The sequence below is a fragment of the Epilithonimonas caeni DSM 17710 genome (assembly GCF_000426465.1).
GTDB classification, from domain to species: Bacteria; Bacteroidota; Bacteroidia; order Flavobacteriales; family Weeksellaceae; genus Epilithonimonas; species Epilithonimonas caeni.
In genome coordinates this window covers 58,953-79,697 of sequence record NZ_AUFK01000019.1, presented here as the reverse complement: position 1 = coordinate 79,697, position 20,745 = coordinate 58,953, and the positions used below count along the sequence as shown (strand labels likewise).

Annotated in this window: 20 protein-coding genes; 10 read left to right on the top strand and 10 right to left on the bottom strand. The window is 37.0% G+C overall.

Annotated features, from left to right (window positions below; all coding sequences use genetic code 11):
- Positions 1 to 56 precede the first annotated feature (56 nt).
- The 8 genes from K319_RS0113540 to K319_RS21670 all read left to right on the top strand — a co-directional run bounded on the left by K319_RS0113540 (position 57) and on the right by K319_RS21670 (position 8,888).
- Entirely contained in the window at positions 57 to 653 is a 597-nt protein-coding gene (locus K319_RS0113540; protein ID WP_027384079.1) for a LemA family protein, read from the top strand.
- On the top strand, positions 653 to 1,081 hold the full coding sequence (locus K319_RS0113535) for a TPM domain-containing protein (RefSeq protein ID WP_394330687.1): 429 nt from the start codon (positions 653 to 655) through the stop codon (positions 1,079 to 1,081). Before K319_RS0113540 ends, K319_RS0113535 begins: the two co-directional genes overlap by 1 nt.
- On the top strand, positions 1,062 to 1,865 hold the full coding sequence (locus K319_RS0113530; protein WP_027384077.1) for a TPM domain-containing protein: 804 nt from the start codon (positions 1,062 to 1,064) through the stop codon (positions 1,863 to 1,865). The genes K319_RS0113535 and K319_RS0113530 overlap by 20 nt, the downstream gene beginning before the upstream one ends.
- A gap of 174 nt (positions 1,866 to 2,039) precedes the next feature.
- Positions 2,040 to 2,564, top strand: a complete 525-nt coding sequence (locus tag K319_RS0113525; RefSeq protein ID WP_027384076.1) for an NAD(P)H-dependent oxidoreductase — start codon at positions 2,040 to 2,042, stop codon at positions 2,562 to 2,564.
- A complete protein-coding gene (locus tag K319_RS0113520) occupies positions 2,565 to 4,415 on the top strand; it encodes a monovalent cation:proton antiporter-2 (CPA2) family protein (protein ID WP_027384075.1) in 1,851 nt (616 codons plus the stop codon).
- Positions 4,416 to 4,471: 56 nt separating this feature from the next.
- Positions 4,472 to 5,407 (top strand): phytanoyl-CoA dioxygenase family protein, encoded by a 936-nt coding sequence (locus tag K319_RS0113515; RefSeq protein ID WP_027384074.1) that lies wholly within the window; start codon positions 4,472 to 4,474, stop codon positions 5,405 to 5,407.
- A 62-nt stretch (positions 5,408 to 5,469) separates the two neighbouring features.
- Positions 5,470 to 7,551, top strand: coding sequence for a M3 family metallopeptidase (locus tag K319_RS0113510; protein ID WP_235696112.1), 2,082 nt, complete (start codon positions 5,470 to 5,472; stop codon positions 7,549 to 7,551).
- A gap of 161 nt (positions 7,552 to 7,712) precedes the next feature.
- Positions 7,713 to 8,888, top strand: a complete 1,176-nt coding sequence (locus K319_RS21670; RefSeq protein WP_169712674.1) for a sensor histidine kinase — start codon at positions 7,713 to 7,715, stop codon at positions 8,886 to 8,888.
- Here K319_RS21670 and K319_RS21555 read toward each other — a convergent pair.
- The 7 genes from K319_RS21555 to K319_RS0113465 form a co-directional block, all read right to left on the bottom strand.
- Positions 8,885 to 9,184, bottom strand: coding sequence for a hypothetical protein (locus K319_RS21555; RefSeq protein ID WP_156907105.1), 300 nt, complete (start codon positions 9,182 to 9,184; stop codon positions 8,885 to 8,887). The two genes, K319_RS21670 and K319_RS21555, sit on opposite strands and share 4 nt — an antisense overlap.
- Positions 9,174 to 9,620: a carboxymuconolactone decarboxylase family protein gene (locus K319_RS0113495; RefSeq protein WP_027384072.1), complete on the bottom strand. Its 447-nt coding sequence runs from the start codon at positions 9,618 to 9,620 to the stop codon at positions 9,174 to 9,176. Before K319_RS0113495 ends, K319_RS21555 begins: the two co-directional genes overlap by 11 nt.
- A 258-nt stretch (positions 9,621 to 9,878) precedes the next feature.
- The gene (locus K319_RS0113490; protein ID WP_027384071.1) at positions 9,879 to 10,454 is read right to left on the bottom strand and encodes a Crp/Fnr family transcriptional regulator; all 576 of its coding nucleotides are present in this window, start codon (positions 10,452 to 10,454) and stop codon (positions 9,879 to 9,881) included.
- A gap of 79 nt (positions 10,455 to 10,533) precedes the next feature.
- Complete coding sequence (locus tag K319_RS0113485; protein WP_051230687.1) at positions 10,534 to 11,160, bottom strand: PH domain-containing protein; 627 nt, start codon at positions 11,158 to 11,160, stop codon at positions 10,534 to 10,536.
- Between the two features lie 139 nt (positions 11,161 to 11,299).
- Positions 11,300 to 12,070 carry a type 1 glutamine amidotransferase domain-containing protein gene (locus K319_RS0113480; protein ID WP_084403453.1) on the bottom strand — a complete coding sequence of 257 codons (771 nt, stop codon included), beginning with the start codon at positions 12,068 to 12,070 and terminating at the stop codon, positions 11,300 to 11,302.
- A gap of 244 nt (positions 12,071 to 12,314) precedes the next feature.
- Positions 12,315 to 12,881 (bottom strand): Crp/Fnr family transcriptional regulator, encoded by a 567-nt coding sequence (locus tag K319_RS0113470; RefSeq protein WP_027384068.1) that lies wholly within the window; start codon positions 12,879 to 12,881, stop codon positions 12,315 to 12,317.
- A gap of 84 nt (positions 12,882 to 12,965) precedes the next feature.
- Positions 12,966 to 14,903 carry an ABC-F family ATP-binding cassette domain-containing protein gene (locus tag K319_RS0113465; RefSeq protein ID WP_027384067.1) on the bottom strand — a complete coding sequence of 646 codons (1,938 nt, stop codon included), beginning with the start codon at positions 14,901 to 14,903 and terminating at the stop codon, positions 12,966 to 12,968.
- Between the two features lie 523 nt (positions 14,904 to 15,426).
- On the opposite strand from K319_RS0113465, the gene K319_RS0113460 reads away from it, so the two are divergent.
- Positions 15,427 to 16,401, top strand: coding sequence for a deoxyhypusine synthase family protein (locus tag K319_RS0113460; protein WP_027384066.1), 975 nt, complete (start codon positions 15,427 to 15,429; stop codon positions 16,399 to 16,401).
- A gap of 84 nt (positions 16,402 to 16,485) precedes the next feature.
- Here the strand turns inward: K319_RS0113460 and K319_RS21665 are convergent, their stop codons facing one another.
- The 3 genes from K319_RS21665 to K319_RS0113445 all read right to left on the bottom strand — a co-directional run bounded on the left by K319_RS21665 (position 16,486) and on the right by K319_RS0113445 (position 17,604).
- Positions 16,486 to 16,632: a hypothetical protein gene (locus K319_RS21665; protein ID WP_168926404.1), complete on the bottom strand. Its 147-nt coding sequence runs from the start codon at positions 16,630 to 16,632 to the stop codon at positions 16,486 to 16,488.
- 42 nt (positions 16,633 to 16,674) lie between these two features.
- Entirely contained in the window at positions 16,675 to 16,980 is a 306-nt protein-coding gene (locus K319_RS0113450) for a DUF493 family protein (protein ID WP_027384065.1), read from the bottom strand.
- Between the two features lie 69 nt (positions 16,981 to 17,049).
- Positions 17,050 to 17,604, bottom strand: coding sequence for a ferritin (locus K319_RS0113445; protein WP_027384064.1), 555 nt, complete (start codon positions 17,602 to 17,604; stop codon positions 17,050 to 17,052).
- 274 nt (positions 17,605 to 17,878) lie between these two features.
- On the opposite strand from K319_RS0113445, the gene K319_RS0113440 reads away from it, so the two are divergent.
- Positions 17,879 to 20,734: a SusC/RagA family TonB-linked outer membrane protein gene (locus tag K319_RS0113440; RefSeq protein WP_027384063.1), complete on the top strand. Its 2,856-nt coding sequence runs from the start codon at positions 17,879 to 17,881 to the stop codon at positions 20,732 to 20,734.
- The last annotated feature ends 11 nt before the right edge of the window (positions 20,735 to 20,745 follow it).

Here is a 20,745-nt window from a genome sequence, read left to right as displayed (position 1 = left end):
GATATATTTAATTTGTATATTTGATTTAATTAAAAAATTTTAAAACACATCAAACTATGAAAGGTAAAGGTTGTATTGTATTAATCGTAATTGTTGCGTTGATCGCTATAGTAGGATTTTGGGCAGTCGGAATTAGAAACGGTTTTGTAGGACAGGAACAAACCGTAAATGCCAAATGGTCAAACGTGGAAACCGTTTATCAGAAAAGAGCGAACCTGATCCCCAACTTGGAGAGGACGGTAAAATCTTACGCTAAATTCGAATCTGAAACTTTGACAAAAGTGGTTGAGGCAAGGTCAAAAGCAACATCAGTTAACATCGACCCAACCAATATGACCGAGGCCGATATGGCAAAATTTCAAGCAGCACAAGGCGAATTGAGTGGTTCTTTAAGTAGATTATTGGCAGTTGTAGAAAGTTATCCAAACCTGAAGGCCGACCAGCAATATATCAATTTCCAAAGAGAATATACGGCAATTGAGAACAGTATCCGCTCAGAAACTGTTTATTACAATGATGCGGCGAAGGAATATAATACGAATATTAAAAAGTTCCCAAATAACGTGATCGCTAATTTCTCCAACTTCAAAGAAAAACCATACTTCAAAGCAGAAGCTGGCGCAGAAAAAGCACCTCCTGCATTTTCAGAATAATGAATCATTTCCTTACAGATACAGAGATGGCTTCCCTTGTGGAAGCCATCAAAATAGCTGAAGACCATTCTTCGGGTGAGATTCGTGTGCATATCGATTCCACCGCCGAAGATGATTTTGCAAAAAAAGCATTTGCGATTTTTAATTCGTTGGAAATGCATCTGACCAAAGAAAGAAACGGCGTTTTGTTTTTTGTGAATTTTGAACGACATTATCTCACAATTATCGGAGACGAGGGTATTCATAAGAAAGTAAAGCAACAATTCTGGGATGATCTTCACGATGAGATCACTTCTGAATTTGCAAAGGAAAATTATTATAAAGGTCTGAAAGATGCGATTCTGAAAACAGGACTCGAACTCAAAAAATATTTCCCGATCTCTGGGGAAAATATCAATGAATTACCCAATGATATCAGCTTCTCTTAAACGATATATTTTCGCATTGTTCCTGATTTTTGGATTGTTTTCCAAAGCTCAGCTGGTGCCGGAAAAACCAGCGATGCTCTATCCTGTTTATGATAAAGCCGGATTGTTGTCGGAATCTGAAAAGGATGCACTGAATCAAAAACTCATCAAGTTCTCCGATTCTACTTCTACGGAAATCGAGGTCATAATTCTCCCGACAACTGGTGGCGAAGATGTCAATTATCTCGCAACGATGTACGGCGAAAAATGGGGAATTGGGCAAAAAGGAGTAGATAACGGCGTTGTTTTCCTGATTGCAACAGAAGACCGGACAATGTCTATCCAGCAAGGCCGGGCTGTTGAGCAATATTTGACGGCTTCGGTTGCAGGACAGATCCTGGATTATCTCGTAACACCTGCTTTCAAAAAAGGAGAATTCTATAATGGAATTGACCGTGGAACTTCTGCTATTATGGAAGCGGTTCAAGGGAAATTCAAACCGATTGTCAAGAAACAAAAGAACGATGGCGGAATCAGTATTGGCGCTATTATTCTGATTATAATTGTCATTATTATTTTGATAAGTATTCTGAATGGTAACAATGGTGGAGGAAACAATGACGACGATGATTATACGCTCTCGAGAAAAGGTAACCGACGATACCGAGGCGGATTCTTTCCATTCCCATTTCCGGGAAGTTTCGGAGGAGGCGGATTTGGTGGCGGAAGTAGTGGAGGCGGAGGCTTCGGCGGTTTTGGCGGAGGCGGAAGCTTTGGCGGAGGCGGTGCTTCTGGCGGATGGTAATTGAGAAATTAAAATATAAAATAAAACCCAGATTTTTTGTCTGGTTTTTTGTTTTTTGTTAAAATTCAAATATCCCCAATAATTCCCATCTACAAAATTATTCTCAATTTCGTAACAGCCCAAACCTTGACATCAACACAAAAATTCACTATATTTACGAAAATCGAGATTTCTTTGAAAAAAACATTGGTTCTATTTGCGCATCCTTACTTCGAACATTCTACCACAAATGTTAGATTGTTAGAATGTTATGAAAATATGGACAATGTCACATTTCGGGATTTGTATGAGGATTATCCCGATTTTCATATCCAGCCTTTTCGGGAAAGGAAAAGAATCGTAGAATACGAAAGGATTATTTTCCATTTTCCTATCATTTGGTTCGGACTTCCGCCATTGCTGAAACTTTGGATAGATGAAGTTTTTGATATGCGCTGGGTTTCTGAGAATGGAATTAATATTCTTTCCGGAAAAGACGCTTTGATTATCACAAGTGTGGGTGGGAGAGAAAACAATTATGCTAAAGAGGGAAAATATAAAATAGGAGTAGAGGAATTACTTTCCGGACTCAAGGTTTCCTTACAAGTCAACAATATTGACCTTAAAAAAATACATATCATCTATAACGCGGATAATTTGAACGACGCAGAGCTTGATCTGCAGTGTGAGGAATTATCGGAAATACTAAAAATAGAATAGATGCAGAACTCTATTGCAATGACAATCCTGATTTTTCTTGGAGCGGCCATTATTATGGTTCCGTTAGGAAAAAAACTTGGGTTGAGTTCGGTCATCGGATATATTCTTGGTGGGATTTTGATCGGTCCGTTCTGTCTGCAACTGACAGGAAGAGATGCGGAAGATATCATGCATGCTTCGGAATTGGGCGTGATCATGCTGTTGTTTTTGGTGGGACTGGAACTGGAACCTCAGAAACTCTGGCAGATCAGAAAGCGGATTCTTGGATTGGGTCTTAGTCAGATGTTATTAAGTATCATTGGGATCTTCATTGTTTTTTATATTGCAGGGTTTGGATTGAAAAAGTCATTCATTATCTCGCTTTGTTTTGCAATGTCATCCACTGCGATTGTTTTACAGACTTTGAAAGAAAAGAATCTTTTCAGGACAGTTAGCGGAGAATCTTCTTTTTCAATCCTTTTATTTCAGGATATTGCTGTCATTCCGATTCTGGCATTATTGCCTTTCTTGTCCAAGTCTCAAAAAGCGTTATCCCAAGCTGAGCATGAAAAAATATTACTGCAATATCTGCCGGAATGGTTACAGCCATTTACAGTTATTCTGGGGGTTTTGGCATTAATACTTTTAGGAAAATATATTTTCATTCCGTTCCTGAGATTTGTATCAAAATCTGGTTTAAATGAATTATTGACGGCCGCTTCTTTATTTCTAGTTATCGGCGTTTCAGAATTGATGATTTCTGTTGGACTAAGTCCTGCTTTAGGTGCTTTCATCGCAGGTGTTATGCTTGCAAACAGTGAGTTCCGCCACGAATTGGAAAGCGACATCGACCCATTCAAAGGATTATTGTTGGCCGTGTTTTTCGTAAGCGTCGGTGCAACTATTAACTTTGATATTATTGCTTCGAAGCCTTTCTTTATCTTTTCTGCGGCATTTATTGTTTTGGCTATCAAAGCTGTCGTTCTGTTTGGAATCGGGAAGTATTACAAGATGAACAATGAACAAAGTTTTTTTCTGGCTTTTGCTTTGTCACAAGTTGGAGAATTTGCTTTTGTCTTGGTCAATTTCGCGGCGAGTTTATACCTGATCGATTATCAGGCAAATTCGGAATTAATGGCGATTGTTGCGATCACGATGTGTATGTCCCCATTACTTTTGATTTTCAAGGAGAAGATTCTGGACAAACGATTTATAAAGCAAAAGACCGAGGAAAATATAGAACTCGGAATCATCAAACAACGTAAGATCATAATTGTAGGATTCGGTTTTTTTGGAAGTACGGTCGGGCGTCTTTTGAAAGCCAACGGAATCCGCTCCACGGTTTTGGATAATGACCCGGACAGGGTCGCTCTTTTGAGGTCGAATGGTTTTAACGTATATTACGGTGATGCAACAAAGCCGGCTTTGTTAAGAGCTGCAGGAATAGAGGATGCGGAACTTCTTGTGCTTTGTCTGGATGACCCGGAGAAAAATAGATTTCTGGTGGATTACGCCAAAGAAAATTATCCCGGACTCAAGATATTTGTAAGGGCCAAAAACCGTTTGGATGCCTACGATTTCCTTAATAAGAATGTCAGTCATATCTATAGGGAGACACTGGGGACTGCTGTGGATATGGCGGTCGACATTCTGCAGGAGAACGGGATGAGAAAATATACTGCCCGCAGAATGGGCAAGCGTTTTATGCTGATTGACAAAGCCATGACGAGAAGATTGGCGAAAGAGAAGGATAAAGAGATGATCACATTTACACTTCGCGAATCTCTGGAGCGTGAGGCCGAGTTGTTGGCTCTGGACAGTATTTCTTTCGAGGAAAACCACTGGAGTGGGGAAGACGACGAAGATAAATAATTGTTTATAACGTTTATAAATAATTATTTTTTTAAATTTGGTAAAAATAAGAATCCATGATCTCGTTGATTAAGAACAGTAAATTAAGCTACGCATTTTTCAATATTTTCAATAAAAAGAAATTACAGCACAATATTCCTCTTTACAAAAAATACAAAATCAACAAAAGTTATTTTTCTCCTATTTCTAGCAAGGACTTTAGAAAAATAGAATCTCAATTTGTAAGAAAGGAAGATACTGAGGCCATTCTCAAAACAGATTTCTATAAAGATCAGACCGTGGAAAATCAGCAAAGTCTTTTGCATTTTTTTGATAATGGGTACAGTGTTATCAAAAGTTTTATATCGGCAGAGCAAGCCGATCAAGTTAATTCGGAGATTCAGAAACTTCTGGATAGCAACGAGATTAAATTCAAATATGGAAATAAACTCATGTTTGCTCTGCATAAGTCAGAAATTATCAAGGAAATAGGTTTGGAGAAATCTTTATTAGACCTGCTCGATATTTTATTAGATGGAAAGACCAAGCTCTTTCAAAGTATCAATTTTATTAATGGAAGCCAGCAGAAAACACATTCGGATAGTATCCATATGACCACATTCCCAGTTGGTGGACTGATCGGTGTATGGATTGCGCTGGAAGATATAAAGGCTGATCAGGGCGCACTTCATTATTATCCCAAAAGTCACAAATTACCTTATTATATGAACTCTGATTACGACAATGAAGGTAATTTTTGGATGCTGGGCAATAAAGGAAACAAAGGTTACGAATTGATGCTCCAGGAAAAAGTTAAAGAATTAGACCTTAAAAAAGAAATCTTCGAATGTAAAAAAGGAGATATGCTGATCTGGCATGCCAATGTTTTACATGGAGGAGAACCGCATACCAATAAAGATAAAACTCGAAAAAGTATGGTGTTTCATTTTTTTGATGAAAACTCGGTTTGTTATCACGAAATTACCCAAAGACCAGCTCTTTTCGAAAATTAAAATATATGAAGGAAATAAAAACCACCTTACTTGTCACATTCATTGCATTTGGTGCAGGAAATATGATGATAAATGCTCAGCAGAAAAAAGCTTCTGCTATCACAGAAAAATCTATGAAAGACAATCCATTTCTTAAAAAAAGTCCGTTGCAGTATCAAGCTCCGGAATTTGATAAAATAAAGGATGAACATTTCAAACCCGCTTTTGAATCTGGTTTGAAAGAGCAATTGGCCAACATCGATAAAATTGTAAATGACAAAGCTTCCCCAACTTTTGAGAATACGGTTTTAGCTTTGGAGAATAGTGGGGAAATACTTGGAAGAGCAACGATTCTTTTCTACAATTTGACAAGTTCTAATACGAATGATAATCTTCAGAAATTAGAAGAAGAATATGCACCGATTTTTGCCTCCCACTCGGATAAGATCTATTTGAATGATAAGCTTTACAAAAAATTAAAAGTTGTTGAAACGGATAAATTAGACCCAGAAAGCAAAAGATTGACGGAATTTTACATTACCAATTTTGAATTGGCCGGAGCCAATCTTTCTGTTGATAAAAAGGAAAAACTGAAGGAGATCAACCAGCAATTGGCCACTTTGGCAACACAATTCAGCAGCAAATTGCTGGAAGCCAGAAAAAAGGGAGGAGTTCTGATCTCTGATGTCAAGGAGTTGGACGGACTTTCTGCTGATGAAATTGCTGCTGCTGCAACAGATGCGGAACAAGCCGGACAAAAAGGAAAATATCTTTTGGCTCTGCAGAATACAACACAACAACCTCTTTTGCAGAACCTCAAAAATAGAGCAACTAGAGAAAAACTCTTCAAAGCATCTTGGACAAGAGCAGAAAAAGGTGACGAGAATGATACGCGCGAAACGGTTGAGAAATTAGCAAAATTAAGATTGCAAAAAGCACAATTGTTCGGAAAGAAAAACTTCGCTGAATGGAGTCTGCAAGACCAAATGGCAAAAACGCCGGAGGCTGCAATGGGACTTTTGGCACAATTGGCAAAACCTGCAGTTGAAACAGCGAATCGTGAAGCAAAAGAAATCCAGGACTTGATCGATTCTCAGAATGGTGGTTTCAAAGTGGAGCCTTGGGATTGGAATTTCTATTCTGAACAGGTTAGAAAAGCAAAATATGACCTCGATGAGAACGAGATCAAACCTTATTTTGAGGTAACAACTGTTTTGGAAAAAGGGGTTTTCTATGCTGCGGAACAATTCTACGGAATCACTTTTAAGGAAAGAAAAGACCTTCCTGTTTATCATCCGGATGTTGTGGCCTATGAGGTTTTCGACCGAGACGGCAAATCTTTAGCATTATATTATCTTGATTTTTATACAAGAAGTAACAAAAGCGGTGGTGCCTGGATGAACAATTTTGTTCCCCAGTCTCATCTGTTGGGACAAAAGCCGGTCATAGTAAATGTTTTCAATTATCAGAAACCTGCGCCAGGAAAACCTTCTTTGATTTCTTATGACGATGTGGAGACAATGTTCCACGAGTTTGGGCATACTTTACACGGCTTGTTTGCCAACCAGAAATATGCATCCATTTCGGGAGCTAATACACCGAGAGACTTTGTGGAATTTCCGTCCCAGATCAATGAGCATTTTGCATTGGAGCCGGAAATTCTGAAAAATTATGCTTTGCATTATCAGACCAAGCAGCCGATGCCTCAAGCTTTGATAGACAAAATCAAGAAAGCGTCAAACTTCAACCAGGGTTACGCAACAACAGAACTGGTAGCCGCAGCGACTTTGGATATGAACTGGCATACAGTGACTTCTGACAGCCAGCTGATCCCTGTTCTTGATTTTGAAAAACAAGCTTTGTCCAGATACGGATTGTTAGTTCCACAAGTTCCGCCAAGATATCACACGCCTTATTTTGCACATATTTGGGGCGGTGGGTATTCTGCTGGATATTATGCTTATCTTTGGTCAGAGACCTTGGATTCTGATGCTTGGGAATGGATAAAAGCTAACGGCGGGATCAAGAGAGAGAATGGCGACAGATTTAGAAAGTATATTCTTTCAGTTGGTAACAGTGTAGATCTGAACAAGGCTTTTGAAGAGTTTACGGGTCACAAAGCCGATATAAAACCACTTCTTAGAAGCAGGGGTTTCATCAAATAAGACATGAATAAAATTTATAAAAGACGTTTCCAAACTTGGAAGCGTTTTTTGTTTTGAAGTATTTTTTTTCATTAACTTCGTTTTGCAGATCTAATAATTTAATTGTAACTATTTTAAGAATTGTGCGATTAATTATAGAATTCTTATTAAAATAGGTTTCTGTGAAAAACAAAAATATCTATTATCACATTGTATTGATCTTACTTCTTTTGTTGATTCCAGTCTTATCGTCGCCGGAATTAGATAGTAGTTTGCGTTTGTTGGGCTCGACCTTTTTCCAGAGAGATTTTTCCAGATATGTTCTTCTCATCGTTTTTTTCTATCTGAATTTGTTTTTTCTTCTGCCAAAATTATATGACAAGAGGAAACTTTTGCTTTATTGGGTCGGTATTTTTGTTTCCTATATATGGATCTGCACGCTTCCATTTTTTATTTTTCCGGATAATCACCGTAGTCTTCGTTTCAATTTTTTCCAGGATCAGATATCGAATGATAAAAAAATCCATATCAGATCTGAAGATTTTCCACCGCCACTAGAATATGTTTCCCCACAAAAGAGAGCATATTTTGAAAAAGAGTATCTGGAGCCACCATCCAAAATGCGACCTCATAGAAAGGGTTTTCCTCCTCCAAAATTGATGGGCAAAGAAGACTCTTTTTCTAGAAAATACGTGTCCGGGATTTTACCGTTCTTATTTTCCTTTCTCAGCTCATTTTTTCTACACCAGTCTATAAAAAGAAAAGAGATGGAACGTGCCAGGGCCAAAGCAGATCTGCTAAATCTCCGTTATCAGCTTCAACCAGATTTTCTTTTCAATACACTTGATTCTATTTATTCTCTGATTTTGATAAAACCTGATGATGCATCGGAAGGAGTTCTGAAACTTTCCAATGTAATGCGCTATATCTTGGAAGAGAGCGAAAGTGATTTTGTGCCGCTCTCCAAAGAGTTATTCTATATCAAGGATTATTTAGCATTGCAGCTTATAAGAACGGATAATAGCCTAGATTTTACTTACACAGAAAATGGAGTTACAGATGAGGTTAGAATCGTTCCGATGATTCTTTTGAACTTCATTGAAAATGCCTTCAGATATGGTTATAATGCAGAAGAATACTCAAAAATATCAATTGATGTGAAGCTTGATGGGGAAAAACTGAATTTCAAGGTTTTTAATAATATCGTTAATCATTCCGTTACGGACGAATCCACAAAACTGGGTATGAAAAATACGACGGAACGTCTGGAAAAACTTTACCAGGGAAAATATTCTCTGAAGATCGAAGAAAATAAGAAATCATACTTTATAGAGCTAGACCTTGATCTCGGTTCTTAGCGTATGATAAAAGCAATTGCCATGGATGATGAAATTCTGGCCCTGAAAATCATCAGAACATTTGCTTCGAAAATTGACAATAAAAACTGAGCCTTGAGAAAACTTTCAATAATGCTATCTCCTGAAGAAAAGCAGCTTCTGAAAGTCCGATGAACAGGACGTTTGCAGATTTCATAAAAACGACAGGACCTTTTACCTAAAACCTCCTGTCGTTTTGTCCAAAACCTCCCGTCGTTTTCATCAAAAGGTCTCGACGTTTTTGGTAAGACATCGAGACCTTTTTGGTTAAAATTCACCAATTTCCAGTTTTGTACTTAATGCAATTCTGTTCCAGGAATTGATGGTTACAATTGCCATAATGATTTCAGCGATTTGTTTCTCGGAGAAGATAGATTTTGCTTTTTGATAAGTCTCATCACTAAGACCGTTTTGGCTGATCAATGTGATTTCTTCGGTCATTTTAAGCGCCACTTTTTCCTCTTCTGTGAAGAATTTGTCTGCTTCGTGCCAAGCACTTACCAGGAAGATCCTTTCAGCAGTTTCGCCATATTTGATAGCGTCTTTGGTGTGCATATCCAGACAATAGGCACAACCATTGATTTGGGAAGCTCTGATTTTGATGAGCTCTTTAATCGTCTTTGAAATTTCCGACTGAGCAAGATAACCTTCGAGTCCTAACATTGCTTTGTAAGCTTGAGGTTCTGTTGCGTGGATGTTGATACGTTTTTCCATTGTTTTGATTGTTTTAATTTGTTGATACAAAGTTGGGGAATCGATAATGGGAAAAACTTAAACTGGTTTAAGAAAAGTATATTTTAAGATATTTTGCATTTAAAATAACACAAAGGCACGATGAATTGTTTTTAGTATATATGTTTTTAAGGCACTAAGCTCGGATATTTTAAAAATTGAAAATCTTTGATTTTTCTTATGCCTTGATCTGATGCTAATGAAAAGAAACTTTTGTGTTCCTTGTGCTTAAAATTCCACCTAAGAAAAAATTCTCTTCCGGATTTCACTCAGATATTCCGGAGTGAAGCCAAGGAAAGAAGCAATTAAGTATTGTGGGACACGTTGTACGAAATCGGGGTATTGCTTGATCAGAGAAAAATAAAAATCTTCTTTGGAGTACGTAAAAATATATTTCACTCTCCTTTGATTGGCTGCGAAAGCTCTCTGGTAAACAATCCTGAAATACTTTTCCATTATCGGGAAATCATTAAGAAGCTTTTCCTGAGACTCGCTGGAGATGGTCAGAACTTCAGATTTCTCAACCGTTTGAATACTAAAATCAGCTGGCGTTTTGCGTTCAAAGGAATAGTTGTCTGTCATCCACCAGGTTTCCAGTGCGAAATCTGTGGTTTGTTCCGTTCCTTTTTCATTGATAAAAAACTTTCTGAGAAGACCTTTGAGGACAAAATAATTGGATTTGCAGATTTGTCCTTCCTCTAATAGAATTTCTTTTTTAGCAAACGATTTGATTTCAAAATAATCCATGATCAACGCAAAATCCTCATCCGTGATCTGGATGAATTTATCGAGATGAGATTTGAAGATTTGGGACATTGATTATTGATTTGACTGTAAATTTAAACAAAAAAGCAAAACACCGATTGACATTTTGCTTTGTATATCCGGAAGGATTCTACATCCTTTCTAATATTTCTTTTTTCTTGGTCTCGTAATCTTCTAAAGATATTAGATCATTTTCCAGAAAAGCCTTTAGTTTCATCAATGTTTCCATTGGGCCTTCTGCTGCTACTTCCGGTTTTACCTCTTGTGGCTTTTGTGGTTCTTCAGGTTTTTCGTTTTGTGTATTGACCGTAATTCCTCCGGCTGTGGCCCTTTTTTCTTCCAATTCTTTTTGTCGGCGGTATTCTATCATTTCTTCCTCTTTGCCTTGAGCATATTGATACAGCTTTCTGGCCTGAGATTTAGGAATATAATCTATTGTTTCTATGAATCCTGTAACAGCGGTCATTGTAAAAGTGGAGCCCAAAATAGCCTCACTGATATGACTCTCAGCAACATCTTTCCAAAGATAATCTTTGAAATCAGTCACCAGACCGAACGACTTGGAGCGGAAAAATAGGATTCTTTTATTGGTAAGAACGATAGAATCCGGAGATATATTAATGGCTGGCTTGTTTTGAACTGCAATATATTCCACCGATTCGCCATTGGTCAGCAGGTCATTGACTTTTTCTATGATTTTTTCGATGGCTTTCGGGTCTTGCTCTTCGTTCAGGAATTTCTTGAGATTATTAATCATTATTTGAATTTTTGTGATTGAGCTTTAATAAAGTTTTATCTAATGTGAAATTACAAAAACCAAACCGAATATTACAGTTTAAAAACAAAAAAGCAAAACCCATCCGGGTCTTGCTTTTATAAATTGAATGTTGTGAAATTTATTTCTGTTTCAATTGTTTTAATATTTCTTCACCAACGCTTTTTGCGGATTGTGGATTTTGTCCCGTGATTAATCTTCCGTCTGCAACTACGTGATTTTGCCAAAGTCCCGATTTTTCAAAGATTGCACCTCTTTCTTTTAATTGATCTTCTAATAGGAAAGGGACTACATTTTCCAGCTTCACGGCAGTTTCTTCCTCATTGGTGAAAGCATTCACTTTTTTACCTTCAACCAGATATTTTCCATTTGATAATTTGAGGTTTACAAGAGCGGAAGGTCCGTGGCAAACAGCACCTACGATGCCATTGTTTTCATAGATCTTTTTTGCAATATTCTGTAATTCTGTATTGTCCGGAAAATCCCACATCGTTCCGTGTCCGCCGGCGTAGAAGATTGCAGCATATTTTGACTGGTCAACGTCGGAAGGCTTCATTGTGTTTTCGATTTTTGTACGGTATTCTTTGTTCTCCCAGAATTCTTTATTGACAGCATCTTCCAGATTAAGTCCGTCAACTGGTGCTTTTCCACCCTTTGGACTCACAAAATCGATGTCATAACCAGCAGAATGAAGAACTTCCCAAGGATGGGAAACTTCGCCAAGGTAATATCCGGTTGGTTCGTTTGTATTGCCTTTTTTGTCGTGACTGGTTACGACGAATAAGATTTTTTTGCTCATAACTTTGTTAGATTTTTTGTTCTGCGCATTTGCAATATTCAACATCGAAACAAATGCAAATAGAACAGAAAAGATTAAAACTTTGGTTTTCATTATCACAATTTTAAAATTTGATACTGCAAAATTCTACAAAATCGAGACCGAAAGAAAGGATGTAAATCAAGGTTTTTCTGTGATATAGGTCACATTTGAGATAACACAAGGTCACATGTTGTAATTAAATATTATGTTGTAAGGCACAAAGTTTAACTTCATTAAACTGAAAAATCTTTGATTTTTCTAGTGCCTTCAAATTATTCTCAATCAGAATAACTTTGGTGTCTTTGTGTTGGATAGATTATTTCGACAATCTGCTGAGCGTTTCTCTGGATACGCCAAGGTAAGAAGCGATAAGAGACTTTGGAACACGTTGGAAAAGAGCAGGGTAGTTGCTGAGCATCTGCTCATAACGTTCTTTTGCGCTGTGAGTCAAGAGTGAAAGGATCCTTTGCTGAAGCGCAATGTAACCAGAATTGGATTTCTTTCTGAAAAAATGTTCGATCTTATGAAGGTCAGCACAGATTTTTTCACGGTTTTCCAATGAAATAGAGAGCACTTCGACATCTTCTATACAATCAATATTCAATGTTGAATAGGTTTGATTAAAATAAGCCTGAAAATCTGTGATCCACCAGTTTTCCCAAGCAAACTGAAGAATGTGTTCTTTGCCATCATCAGGATTGGTGTGATAAGCTTTCAATAAACCGGAAACTACAAAGTGGTCGTTCCTGACAAGGTCGTCCTGCTGAACCAGAAACTGATGTTTTTTAAGTTTTTTAACGGAAAAATGGGACAGCAAATATTCGAATTCCTTATCCGTGATCGGTGTGATTTCTTCGATATGTTTTCTTAGTTTGTCGCTCATTTTTGAATTTCTTTGTCGAATATAAGAATTAAAACAAGTTTATAAAAAAATCCATTCATTTCGAATGGATTAAATATTTTAAAATTAATTCTCTAATTGACTACCAAGATACTCCCATTCCTGCAAGGTCAAATCGAGTTCTTCCTTTGTTTTATTGTAAGTTTCCAAAGTTTGTTCAGAAGGGTTCTCTTTAGCAAAAGAAGCTTCAAATTCTTCGATTTTCAGTTCCAGTTCAGAAATTTTCTCTTCTACTTTTTTCAGTTTATTCTGGATGTTTTTTTGCTCTTTGCTGACAATCATTGTGGGAGTTTTGTCAGGCTGAGGCTCTCGAAGCTTTTCTTCTTGTTTTTTTGGAGCTTCAACCTCTTCTCTATGGAGTTTTGACCTTTCCGCAGAGATTTCCCTTATACTTTCTTTTTGTCTGTATTCCAAATATTCATCTATGTTTCCAAGGAATTCTTTCATCTTTCCATCACGGAATTCAAAGATCTTATCGGACAAACCTTGCAGGAATTCACGGTCGTGGGAAATAACGATCAATGTTCCTTCATATTTCTGAAGCGCCAATTTGATGATCTCTTTGGACTGAATATCCAAGTGGTTGGTAGGCTCATCCATGATCAAAGTGTTGAACGGACGAAGCAACAATTTACAAAGCGCCAGACGATTTCTCTCACCTCCGGAAAGAACTTTGGTTTTCTTCGTCACATCTTCACCTTGAAACAAGAAAGAACCCAAAAGGTCGCGAACTCGTGGTCTCGTTTCTTCTGTCGCAGAATCTTCTGCTTCTTGTAGAACAGTTTTATCCGGTGTCAAAACTTCTTCCTGATTCTGGGCAAAATAACCGATGCTCACGTTGTGACCAAGATTCCATTCTCCAGAATAATCTTTGATGTCGCCGGCAAGAATCTTCGCCAAAGTTGTTTTCCCTTGTCCGTTTTGTCCCAAAAGAGAGATTCTGTCACCACGTTCCACAAAGAAATCGACATTATCAAAAATTTGCTTGTTCCCATAAGCTTTCCCCAGGTTTTTAGCTTCAAAAATCACTTTTCCGGGCGTCACAGAAGGTTGGAAACGGATATTGAATTTGGAAACATCTTCATTATCGATTTCGATTCTTTCAATTTTTTCCAGTTTTTTAATTAGTGACTGGGCAAAAGAAGCTTTGGTTGCACTCGCACGGAATTTGTTGATGTTGTCTTCCATCTGTTTGATTTCCGCATCTTGATTTTTCTTGGCCTGAGCCAGTTTTTCACGGCGTTCTTTTCTCAGTTCCAGATATTTGGAATAGTTGGCTTTGTAATCGTCGATCTTTTTATTGTTAACGTCAAAAGTTCTGTTACAGATCGATGTCATAAACTGTTTATCGTGACTTACGAGAACGATTGAACCAGGATAATCTTTCAAGAAATTTTCCAGCCAAATAATGGATTCCATATCCAAGTGATTGGTAGGCTCATCCAGAAGCATCAAATCATTTTTCTGAAGAAGCAGCTTTGCCAACTCTATCCTCATTCTCCAACCTCCGGAAAATTCATCAGTAATTTTTTGGAAATCATCCGCTTTGAAACCTAGACCAAACAAAACTTTCTCCACATCGCCTTCCAGATTGTATGCATCGTGATTCATCAAAAGGTCATTCAGTTCCGTCATTCTGACAATTAAATCAGAATAGGCATCACTTTCGTAATCAGTTCTGGTAGCCATCTGATGATTGACTTCCTCAAGCTCATTCTTCATCGCATTGATCTGCTCATAAGCTTGCATCGTCTCGTCCCAGACGGTTCTTCCTTTTACAAAATCAAGGTCTTGTTTTAAAAATCCAATTGTGATGTTTCCTTCCGGAACAACATTTCCTTCGTAGAAGTTGATCTCTCCGGAAAGGATTTTAAGAAGCGTGGATTTTCCGGCTCCGTTCTTACCAACCAAGCCGATTTTATCATCTTTCTTGATGGTAAAATTGACGTCTCGGAAAAGATAATTTCCTGCGTGATGTAATCCTAATCCTTGTGCCGATATCATTGTTGTCTGTTTAAAATTTCGATTTGCAAAAGTAATGAAATATGTTGGATGTTGGAAGTGGGAAGTTTGATGTGTTAATAGTGTGATTTTTAAGGATTTTGGGCAATTCCCTCGCCAACACTTTGCCCACGACTCGGGCTAGTAGTTTATCCTGAACCTGTTGAAGGGCTCATATCTTTTGTTTTTCAGATTCTTCCTACGTCGGAATGACAGAAAAACAAAAGGATAACCGCTTCTATCCCTATTGCGGTTGGCGGTTACAAAATTAGTTTGTATATAAATTCACATTGTGACAATAGAAAATTCACAGTGTCGCTCCGTAGGAGCGACACTGAATTGAATTCGGTTTTCTACAAACATTTCGCTCCTACGGAGCTCTGCTCGAAAGGATTATAGAGATGCTACAAATATTACGCTCCTAGCGAATCTGAACATTAAATCTGAAACTTTTCAACATTCAACATTTAACCTTGAATCTTGAACCTTGAACCAAAATTATTATCTTTGCAAAAATTTTTATAAAATGAGTAAGCCGATTTCGGAATTTATAGAAAAGTACTATTTGCACTTCAATGCAGCAGCGTTGGTAGATGCTTCCAAAGGTTATGTTGCACACCTGAAAGATGGCGGCAAAATGATGGTAACATTGGCTGGAGCTATGTCAACTGCTGAACTTGGGAAAATCTTTGCTGAGATGATCCGTCAGGACAAAGTGGATTTTATCTCTTGTACCGGAGCGAACCTTGAAGAAGACCTTATGAATCTTGTTGCGCACTCTCACTACGAAAGAGTTCCGCATTACAGAGACCTTACGCCACAGGAAGAATGGGCACTTTTGGAAAGAGGATTGAACAGGGTTACTGATACTTGTATTCCGGAAGAAGAGGCTTTCAGAAGATTGCAGAAACATATCTACGAAATCTGGAAAGATGCAGATAACAAAGGCGAAAGATATTTCCCGCACGAATATATGTACAAAATGATTCTTTCTGGTGTTCTAGAGCAGTATTATGAGATTCCAAGAGAAAACTCCTGGATGATTGCTGCTGCTGAAAAGAACTTGCCAATCGTGGTTCCGGGATGGGAAGATTCTACGATGGGTAACATCTTCGCTTCATACTGTATCAAAGGAGATTTGAAATTTTCTACAATGAAATCAGGAATTGAGTATATGGCTTATTTGGCTGATTGGTACACGAAAAATTCGGGTGGAAAAGGCGTTGGATTCTTCCAAATTGGTGGAGGAATTGCAGGCGATTTCCCAATCTGTGTTGTTCCAATGCTGTATCAGGATATGGAAATGCACGATATCCCATTCTGGTCTTATTTCTGCCAGATCTCTGATTCTACAACATCATACGGTTCGTATTCCGGAGCTGTTCCGAATGAGAAAATTACTTGGGGAAAACTGGATATTACGACACCAAAATATATCGTTGAAAGTGATGCGACGATTTGCGCTCCATTGATGTTCAGTTATATTCTTGAGAATTCATAAAGCTGAAGGACGGGAGTCTGAAACCGGAAGATAAAGCAAAAGCGTTCAATTTTGAACGCTTTTTTATTTTTAAGTGTTTGATAATTAATCTAAAGAATTAATTAAAACGATATATCTATAGCCAAAAATTGCTTTTTGAAATTTATTAAGTTTTGTAAAATCTCTTTTACTGTACTTTGGTAAAACTGCGACATTTATTTTGTTCAGTATTTTAAAAAATGCTTTTTTCATAACATTAAATTTGATTTTAAAATACAAGTTTCAAACCAAAAATTAAAGCATCATTACACCTTCGATCTCTGCCACTTTTTTATAAATGGTGATAACCTGGTCTGCGTCCAGCACAAAACAATCGATTGAGACAGAAGTGTATTTTCCTGTTGAGCTTTCTTTGTTGGATAAAGTGTATTTCAAATTATCGAAAACCCTTAAGATTTCTGTTATTTTCTCAGAATCATTTGTTACAATGAATTTGAAGAGGTATTCCTCCGGGAAGTTATGCTGCTCTTCCAGTTTTTCTTTTAACGATTTGTAAAAATCTTCTGGATTGGAATGATTGTTTTCTATAATGTCTGCCATTTTGTTTTGAATATAAATTAAAAGATCTCCGTAAAAACGGAGATCAAAGTTAGTGATATTTATTTTGTTTTAAGAAGGGTTATCTGCGGTAGCTTCTTGTGGTAAAGAAACTTCATCGGCGGCAGCTTCCAAAGCCTTATCCAGGGTAAACAGGGATTCGTCTGTTGCTCTGTCTCCACCGGCAATTTTCAATTTATCAATTAATTCAAGAGCTAGTTTTTCTTCCTCGATCTGTTCTTTCACGAACCATTGCATGAAATTCCAGGTTGCCCAGTCTTTTTCCTGGAAAGCCAGGTCAACAAGATTGTATATGGAGGTGGTATTATCAACCTCGTGTTGGAAGACTTTATTGAAACAATCGGTAAGGTTTTGTGGATTTTCCGGAGGAGCGGGAATGGCTTCTACCTTAGCTTCACCGCCTCTGTCCAGGATATATCTCATAAACTTTATCATATGATTTCTTTCTTCCTGAGAATGTCTGTAAAGAAAGTTGGCAATTCCTCCATAACCTTTTACATCCGCCCAACATCCGTAAGATAAGAATATTTGTGAGGCGTGATTTTCTTTTGTCATTTGTTTGATCAATGCATTCTGCATTTCTGGTGAAAGTCTGTTGGTATTCATAATTTAATATTTTGTGATTCAATTCTTTTTATTGTCTTAATGTGAAGCAATATATTAGCTCGTTTTGAGTGATTAAAATTTCAATTATGTTAAATAGACAAATACTGAGCCAAAATTTGGGGATTATTTTTTGATGCTTTTCATATATAATATAATTATTTTTTATTTTATTTTATTGATATTCAGTTATTTATGTTTATTTTAGCATAAATTAACATTGTGTTAATAAAAATATTTATATTCGGAGAATAAGAAAATAATACTTAAGAATATTATGAGAAAAAATTATGTAAAATTACCATTGTTGATTGCTGCTCTGTACTTCGGCAGTGATTTACATGCACAAACCACACAGGATACTGTTACGAAAGAGAACAAGATCGAGGAAGTTGTTGTGATTGGGTATGGAACTCAGAAGAAAGTCGACTTGACGAGTGCTATTACTACCGTAAAGGCAGCTGATATCGTTAAGACACCATCTGGACAAGCTACTCAAGCTTTGCAAGGAAAAGTTGCTGGGGTACAGATTATAACAAACGGGTCCCCAGGAGAGGCGCCAAAAATGAATATTAGAGGAGTACATTCTTTGCAAGGAGATAATCAACCATTATATGTTGTAGATGGTCTCTTTGTAAATAATATTGAATTCTTGAATCCTAATGATATACAGGATTTTACAATTTTGAAAGATGCGTCTGCATCTGCAATCTATGGGGTTTTAGCTGCTAATGGAGTTGTTGTAATAACAACAAAAGGAGGAAGCTATAACAGAAAACCTAAACTGACCTATGATACTTATTACGGGTCTCAATATGCCAATAATGTTATAAAGATGGCAAATACAGAGCAATATACAAATTTTGCTCTTGAGTCTGGTAGTCAATTTGAAATAGATGCTATTGATGCAGCTATACAAAGATTCGGAAGAAGTAGAGTAAACCCAAATCTTCCTAATGTTAATACTGATTGGTATAAAGAAGCTTTAAGAATTGCCCCAATTCAAAGTCATAGTCTTTCGGTTGATGGAGGTTCAGAGAAGGTGGCATATTCCCTAGGTGGTAATTTCTTTGCACAAGATGGAATCCTTAATATGAAAAATAGTTATGAAAGATTTAATATTAGAGCTAAAATTGATGCCAAAGCAACAAGTTGGCTGAATGTTGGAACTACGATTAATTATACCCGAGGTGAAAAATATGATGATGAAGGTTCCGCTTGGCAGCAGATTTACTATGCTGTTCCTGTAATGCCGGTTTATGACCCTTTATTTACAGATGCAACAGTTAAGCCTTATGCTGATGCTCAGGTATTAGGATATAGAGGTCATGATAATCCGTTTTCATTGATGGATAATGTTGATAAACTGGGAATTCAAAAATCCTTAAACTTTAATGCTTATGCTGAAATCAGTTTACTTCCGAAAGAATTAACATTTAAAACAACTTTATCTTACAATAATAGAGACATTAGTGAACGACTAATGGAGTTGCCATACTATGTTAATAGTTTTGGAAACGGTTTTCAGAGAACATTAGCTCAGTCTTCTATTACCCGAAATAATGCTACTTATGAAGATTATATCTGGGATAATACACTTACTTGGACAAAAACCTTAGGGAATCATGATTTTACATTATTAGCAGGTACTTCTTACGCTGATCAATCATATAAATTTATGAGTATGAAAGGCTTTTTCTTCGATGGTAGTCTATTTTCAAGAGATAATGAAAGTACTTGGTATATAAATAATACATCTCCTGACGGTAGAATTACTTCTGAGGGTGAACCATATCGTTATTATAGAACGTCTTATTTTGGAAGACTTTCTTACAAATTTATGAATCGGTATATTGCTTATGCTACTCTTAGAAATGAAGGGTCTAATAAATTCCCAAATCAAAAAACAATCAATCTTCCAGCTGTTGGTTTGGGATGGGTCGTTTCTGAAGAATCATTTTTGAAAGATGTAAGCTGGATTAACCTTTTGAAGTTACGTGCAGGATGGGGAAGATTGGCTAATGATGCTGTGAAGGCAAATAGAGCTAATACACCATTTGCTGTCAATACAGTATTTGCTGATACTTATGTGTCTGCTTATCAGTTCACAACATATAAAGATGATGTAAGAAGAGAGTTCACAGAAGAAACAAATGTTGGTCTTTCATCCGAATTTTTAGGAAGACGTTTAACCTTGGAAGCAGACTATTTCATAAAAGATACTAAAAATTTAGTAATCCCTGTTCAGCCTACAATTGGAAGCGAAGTAAGTTATAAAAATGTAGGTACTATGAGAAATAAAGGGTTTGAGATATCTGCAGGATGGAGAGATAAGATTGGTGAAGATTGGGGATATAGTATCAATGGTAACTTTAGTCAAATTAAAAACGAGATTACAGATTTAAATGGACAAACATTTATTGCGAGAGGATCAGGAGATTTCCCACAACGGTTGGTGGTTGGTCAGCCAATAGATGTTTTTTATGGATATGATATAATTGGTATCTATCAAAATCAAGCTGAAGTTAATGCAGATCCCACTGCCGTCTATGCTAATTCTCAAGGTGCAGGAACTGTAAAACCAGGATATTTCAAGTATAGAGATTTAAATGGAGATGGAAAAATTGATGATAGTGATAGAATGTACCTTGGCTCACCTGTTCCAACTTATTATTATGGTGGATCCTTGGGTGTGAATTATAAAAACTGGGATCTTTCTGTTGCGTTTTATGGACAGGGAGGCAATAAAATTCTTAATAGAAACAGGGCTGAAGTTATTAGAACAACCGGAAGAAATATTGATGCTGATTTTGCAATTAACCGTTGGCACGGAGAGGGTACTACTAATGAATATGTATCATCCGAAGGTTATAGACAAAGTTGGAATAACCAAAAATTATCCAAATTTTGGTTACAAGACGGAGATTTTTTCAGAGTACAAAATATCCAGTTAGGTTATACTCTAAAAGCAAACGATATTCCGGAAATGAGATTTACACTTACTGCTGACAGACCTTTTATGTGGACTAAAAGTAAGAACTTAATGAATCCTGAAGTTGCTAATGACGGAGTTAACCTGGATGTCTATCCAACACCTTCTGTGGTTTCTGTTGGTTACAGTATCAAATTCTAAAAATTAAAAAT